General features: G+C 70.9%; 3 protein-coding genes. All 3 read left to right on the top strand.

The window, feature by feature from the left end; translation table 11 throughout:
* Positions 1 to 188: 188 nt before the first annotated feature.
* The 3 genes from sucC (at position 189) to HLK59_RS48660 (ending at position 3929) form a co-directional block, all read left to right on the top strand.
* Positions 189 to 1319 carry an ADP-forming succinate--CoA ligase subunit beta gene (gene sucC / locus HLK59_RS48670; protein WP_171148111.1) on the top strand — a complete coding sequence of 377 codons (1131 nt, stop codon included), beginning with the start codon at positions 189 to 191 and terminating at the stop codon, positions 1317 to 1319.
* An 11-nt stretch (positions 1320 to 1330) separates the two neighbouring features.
* The gene (gene sucD, locus HLK59_RS48665; RefSeq protein ID WP_171148110.1) at positions 1331 to 2233 is read left to right on the top strand and encodes a succinate--CoA ligase subunit alpha; all 903 of its coding nucleotides are present in this window, start codon (positions 1331 to 1333) and stop codon (positions 2231 to 2233) included.
* Between the two features lie 139 nt (positions 2234 to 2372).
* A complete protein-coding gene (locus tag HLK59_RS48660; RefSeq protein ID WP_171148109.1) occupies positions 2373 to 3929 on the top strand; it encodes an aldehyde dehydrogenase family protein in 1557 nt (518 codons plus the stop codon).
* The last annotated feature ends 91 nt before the right edge of the window (positions 3930 to 4020 follow it).

Here is a 4020-nt window from a genome sequence, read left to right as displayed (position 1 = left end):
CCGTCACAGGTCACCTCGCTTGTCCGTTGCCTTGAGCGTGCTGGTGGCGCTGTTCCTGAACCGCGCTTGGTAGATTGCATACAGTCGACGAATACTGTATGAAGATTGTTATCCCGCATCCCGTGGGTGATGTCCAGGGGTCGTGCACCACTTTTCAGACGCGACCCGATCGAGACGGGAGCCGAACCATGGACCTGTACGAGCACCAGGCCCGCGGGCTCTTCGAGGAACACGGCATCCTCGTACCGAGGGCGGAGGTCACCGACTCGCCCAAGGAGGCGCGCGAGATCGCGCGCAGGCTGGGCGGGCCCGCCGTCGTCAAGGCGCAGGTCAAGACAGGAGGCCGGGGCAAGGCCGGCGGTGTGCGGCTCGCGGCCGACCCGGCCGCGGCGGAACAGGCGGCACGTCAGATCCTCGGCGCGGACATCAAGGGCCACACCGTCGCCAAGGTCATGCTGGCCCAACCGGTGGACATCGAGGCCGAGTTCTACGTCTCCTACGTCCTCGACCGCGCGGCGGGCCGCTTCCTCGCCATCGCCTCCGCCGAGGGCGGCATGGAGATCGAGGAGGTCGCCGCGGCTCGACCGGAAGCGGTCGCCCGTATACACATCGACCCGGCCGAAGGAGTCACCTCCGCCAAGGCGGGAGAGATCGCCAGGGCCGCGGGCCTCCCGCCACAGACCGTCGACGTCCTCGTACGGCTGTGGCAGGTACTGGTCCGCGAGGACGCCGTCCTCGTCGAGGTCAACCCGCTCGTCCGTACCCGCCAGGGGCAGATCCTCGCCCTCGACGGAAAGGTCACCCTCGACGACAACGCCCGCTTCAGGCAGGCCCGTTGGGGCGTCGAGGAAGCGGAGCACGGGGACGCGCTGGAGGCGGCCGCGGCCGCGAAGGGCCTCAACTACGTCAAGCTCGACGGCGAGGTCGGCATCATCGGCAACGGTGCGGGGCTGGTCATGTCGACCCTCGACGTGGTCGCCGGCTGCGGCGCCCGGCCGGCCAACTTCCTCGACATCGGAGGCGGGGCGTCCGCCCAGGTGATGGCCGACGGGCTGTCCGTCATCCTCTCCGACCCGGCGGTGAAGTCGGTGTTCGTCAATGTCTTCGGCGGGATCACCGCGTGCGACGCGGTCGCCGACGGCATCGTACGGGCCCTGGAAACCGTCCGGTTGACCAAACCGCTCGTCGTACGCCTCGACGGCAACAACGCCGCCCGCGGCCGAGCCGTCCTCGACGCGCACGCCCATCCGCTGGTCCAGCAGGCCACCACCATGGACGGCGCCGCCCGCCGCGCCGCCGAACTCGCCACCACAGCCTGAGGAGGCGGCACATGGCGATCTACCTCACCAAGGAGAGCAAGGTCCTCGTCCAGGGCATGACCGGCGGCGAGGGCATGAAGCACACCCGGCGCATGCTCGCGGCCGGTACGAACGTCGTCGGTGGCGTCAACCCGCGCAAGGCCGGCCGGACCGTGGACTTCGACGATCGTGCCGTACCTGTTTTCGAGTCGGTTGCCGACGGTATACAGTCGACCGGAGCCGATGTCACCGTCGTCTTCGTACCGCCCGCCTTTGCCAAGGCGGCCGTCATCGAAGCCGCCGACGCCGGCATCGGGCTCGCCGTCGTCATCACCGAGGGCATCCCCGTCCACGACTCCGTCGCCTTCACCGCGTACGCGAAGGAGAAGGGCACCCGGATCATCGGCCCCAACTGTCCGGGTCTGATCACCCCCGGCCAGTCCAACGCGGGCATCATCCCGGCCGACATCGCCAAACCCGGACGCATCGGCCTGGTCTCCAAGTCGGGCACGCTCACCTACCAACTCATGTACGAGCTGCGCGACATCGGCTTCACGACCTGTGTCGGCATCGGCGGTGACCCCGTCGTCGGCACCACCCACATCGACTGCCTGGCCGCGTTCCAGGACGACCCCGACACCGAACTCGTCGTGCTCATCGGGGAGATCGGCGGCGACGCCGAGGAACGCGCGGCGGCGTACATCGAGCAGCACGTCGGCAAACCCGTCGTCGGCTACATCGCCGGCTTCACCGCGCCCGAGGGAAAGACCATGGGACACGCGGGCGCCATCGTGTCCGGCTCCTCCGGCACGGCGCAGGCGAAGAAGGAAGCGCTGGAAGCGGTCGGCGTCAAGGTCGGCGACACCCCGACCGAGACGGCCCGCCTCGTGCTCGAACTGCTGGCCGCCGACCGCGACGCCACGCGCCAGGCGTGACCGCCCGGCGCCACTGAACACCTCCCCCGTACACGCGACCACTTGTCGCACGGGCCTGCCCTCCACGGTTCCGCGGAACGGTCCGTGGACGCCAGGTACCCCCCCGCCCCCGACTGTGCACCGAGAGCGGAGACACCGAATGACGACCACCCTCAACTCCACCCCCCTCGTCGTGAAGTCCGGCACCACCTGGGACGACGCCTGGCGGCGCTGCCTCGCGGCCGCCCCCGAGGCGTTCCGCGACGACCGCGTCCTCAACCTCTGGAACGCCGCCTGGCATGCGGACGGCCGGGCCCTGCCCGCCACCAGCCCCGTCGACGGCAGCCCCATCGCCGGCCCGCCGCGCCTGGACCGCGAAGCCGCCCACCAGGCCGTCCGCGCCTCCCTCGACCAGCACCGCGCCTGGCGGCACATCCCCCTCGAAGAGCGCCGCGCCCGCGTCGCGGCCACCCTCGACGCCCTCACCCAGCATCGCGAACTCCTCGCCCTGCTCCTCGTCTGGGAGATCGGCAAGCCGTGGCGGCTCGCCCAGGCGGACGTCGACCGGGCCATCGACGGGGTGCGCTGGTACGTCGACGGCATCGAGCCCATGATCGCCGGGCGAACCCCGCTGGACGGCCCGGTGTCCAACATCGCCAGCTGGAACTACCCGATGAGCGTGCTCGTCCACGCCATGCTGATCCAGGCCCTGGCGGGCAACGCGGTCATCGCCAAGACCCCGACAGACGGCGGTGTCGCCTGCCTGACCCTGGCCTGCGCGCTCGCCGCCCGCGAAGGCATTCCCATCACCCTGGTCAGCGGCAGCGGGGGAGAGCTGTCCGAGGCGCTGGTGCGGGCACCCGAGATCGGCTGTGTCTCCTTCGTCGGCGGCCGCGACACCGGCGCCGCCGTGGCCACCGCCGTGGCCGACCTCGGCAAGCGGCATGTCCTCGAACAGGAGGGGCTCAACACCTGGGGCATCTGGAACCACTCGGACTGGGACGCCCTCACGGCCGTCATCCCCAAGCTCTTCGACTACGGCAAGCAGCGCTGCACCGCGTACCCGCGCTTCGTCGTCCAGCGAGAGCTGTTCGACGACTTCCTGGCCGCGTACCTCCCCGCCGTCCGCACACTGAAGGTCGGCCACCCGCTCGCCGTCGCCCAGGCCGACGACCCCTACCCGGCCCTCGACTTCGGCCCGGTGATCAACGCGGCCAAGGCGAAGGAACTGCACGACCAGGTCGCCGAGGCCATCGCCCGCGGCGCCGTCCCCCTGCACCGCGCCGGTGCGACCGAGGCCCGCTTCCTGCCCGGCCAGGACACCTCGGCGTACGTCCAGCCCGTCACGCTCCTCAACCCGCCCCCGTCCTCACCGCTGCACCACGCGGAACCGTTCGGCCCGGTCGACACCATCGTCCTCGTCGACACCGAGGCGGAGCTGCTGGCCGCGATGAACGCCTCCAACGGCGCGCTGGTGGCCACGCTGTCCACGGACGACCGCTCCACCTTCGACCGGCTCGCCCCGCAGATCCGGGCGTTCAAGGTCGGCCACGGAAAGCCGCGCTCGCGGGGCGACCGCGACGAACTGTTCGGCGGGTTCGGCGCGTCCTGGCGCGGCGCCTTCGTCGGCGGCGAGCTGCTGGTGCGCGCGGTGACACAGGGCCCGGCGGGGGAGCGGCTGCCCGGGAACTTCCCGGAGTACCAGCTCATGCCGTGACCGGCGGCCGGGGGCGGCGGCCCTGCGAGGGCGCCGCCCCCGGGACACCACGTGCAGACGTCGACGTACACAAGTGAGGTGGCGATCATGA

It is taken from the genome of Streptomyces sp. S3(2020), from assembly GCF_013044505.1.
Lineage (GTDB): Bacteria > Actinomycetota > Actinomycetes > Streptomycetales > Streptomycetaceae > Streptomyces.
The sequence above is the reverse complement of the archived record's forward strand: the minus strand, read 5'-3'. Positions and strand labels throughout refer to the sequence as shown.

What these genes read in the sequence shown, in the direction of transcription:
- HLK59_RS48660 (WP_171148109.1), top strand. Translation starts at nt 2,373, where the DNA reads ATGACGACCACCCTCAACTCCACCCCCCTCGTCGTGAAGTCCGGCACC.
- sucD (WP_171148110.1), top strand. Translation starts at nt 1,331, where the DNA reads ATGGCGATCTACCTCACCAAGGAGAGCAAGGTCCTCGTCCAGGGCATG.
- sucC (WP_171148111.1), top strand. Translation starts at nt 189, where the DNA reads ATGGACCTGTACGAGCACCAGGCCCGCGGGCTCTTCGAGGAACACGGC.